The organism is Catenibacterium faecis (assembly GCF_014306455.1).
Lineage (GTDB): Bacteria > Bacillota_I > Bacilli_A > Erysipelotrichales > Coprobacillaceae > Catenibacterium > Catenibacterium mitsuoka_A.
Window position 1 is genome coordinate 1 of sequence record NZ_JACRWG010000128.1, and the last position, 1596, is coordinate 1596.

2 protein-coding genes are annotated in these 1596 nt (G+C 36.8%); one reads left to right on the plus strand and one right to left on the minus strand.

Translation table 11 applies throughout. The features are described from left to right. The first annotated feature begins 190 nt into the window (after positions 1-190). Positions 191-1129 (plus strand): uroporphyrinogen decarboxylase/cobalamine-independent methonine synthase family protein, encoded by a 939-nt coding sequence (locus tag H8909_RS13020; protein ID WP_369409846.1) that lies wholly within the window; start codon positions 191-193, stop codon positions 1127-1129. A gap of 201 nt (positions 1130-1330) precedes the next feature. On the opposite strand, the gene H8909_RS13025 is transcribed toward H8909_RS13020, so the two are convergent. Continuing rightward, the coding region (locus tag H8909_RS13025; protein WP_187013129.1) for a transposase at positions 1331-1596 on the minus strand (266 nt) is incomplete at its 5' end.

Here is a 1596-nt window from a genome sequence, read left to right on the forward strand (position 1 = left end):
AGATTGACTATACTTCCTTACGAAAGTAGAAATTTACCGTTAATGTGGTCGCTGGACTGCTTGGTAATGAAAGTTCTGATTCAAATAGATTTACACTTGTAACTCCAAAGTCTGAAAATGATGTACGATTACAAGCTACACTTGGCAATCAGAACCCCACGGGCTTGCCCGTGGGAGTAGTCAGCATACAATTACTGATGGTGAATTTAGACGTTCTACATGGCATTTAGACTTTATGTGGGGATTTAATGGTGTAGAACACAAAAAGACAATAGAAGGTAATACGACACTTGATGGTGAAGCAGCAATGATTGATGATACTTATGTCACAGGAAAGATCAGCTGTGATCATCATCCTTTCGTAGAACATTTCAAATTTGTAAAACAGTTTGAAGATGAAAATACAGTAGCCAAACAGACTATCCCTTCACCTGGGCAGTTCTATGCTTATTTCACTGGTGCACAGCTACTTAGAAATACATTAAGTATTTATGAAAGTGAAGAGGCTTTCGCAAAAGATGTAGTTAAAGCTTATGTTGAGTTTATTCATGAAATATATGATGCAGGATGTCGTATACTACAGTTTGATGACTGTGTATGGGGAGGAATGGTTAATCCTCAGCTTGCATGTGGATTAACAGGACGTACTGGTGATGCATTAGAAGAGTATAAAAAGAGATTATTAGAACTTAATAATGAAGTTGTTGCAGCAAGTCCAAAAGATTTAGAAATCAATACACATGTATGTCGTGGTAATTATCATTCTACTTTCTTTAGTTCAGGTGCTTATGATGGTGTTGCTGATCTATTATTTGGTGAAAAGAATGTGAATGCATACTATTTAGAATATGATGATGAAAGATCAGGAGGATTCAAGCCTCTTGCAAAAGTATCTGGAGATAAGAAGGTTGTCTTAGGATTAATCACTACTAAACGTCCAGAATTAGAAGATAAAGAAAAAGTAATTCAGAGAATTAAGGAAGCAAGCAAGTATATTCCTCTTGAACGTTTATCTTTGAGCCCACAATGTGGTTTTGCATCTTGTGAGATTGGTAATAAACTAACAGAAGAAGAACAATGGGCTAAATTAAAACTTGTAAAAGAAATCGCAGAAGAAGTCTGGGGTTAATAAGAAGAGGCTGTGACGAAATGATTTAATATCATTTCCAAACAGTCTTTTTTTGTATTAGTTCACGACTGCCTATGGTTATTACGTCACAAACAAAAAAGCGTTCTCCTCAGGAACGTAAACTCTTAAAAAATAGAAAAAAAGCGCATAAAGTCCCTATCGGCGTGATAAGTCACTTTTTCACTGTGAATAACTTTTTTATCAGCACGCCTTCAGAGCGTTCTTTTTCTCCTGACGTAGTCTATACATGTGGTATTTCTTGAGATTGTAGCCTAGGCACACTAAAAGGAACTCCATCGTTACACCTTTCATTCCTCTTCTTCGGAATCTGGTGAATCCCATGTCCTCCTTTATAACTCCAAAGGCTCCTTCTACCTGTATGCTTCTCTGCTTCTTTAGCTCTTTTCCGAATTCAGAGCCGAGAGTAATGTCAACATACTCATGAAACTGTTCAAGAACCTCGTTTC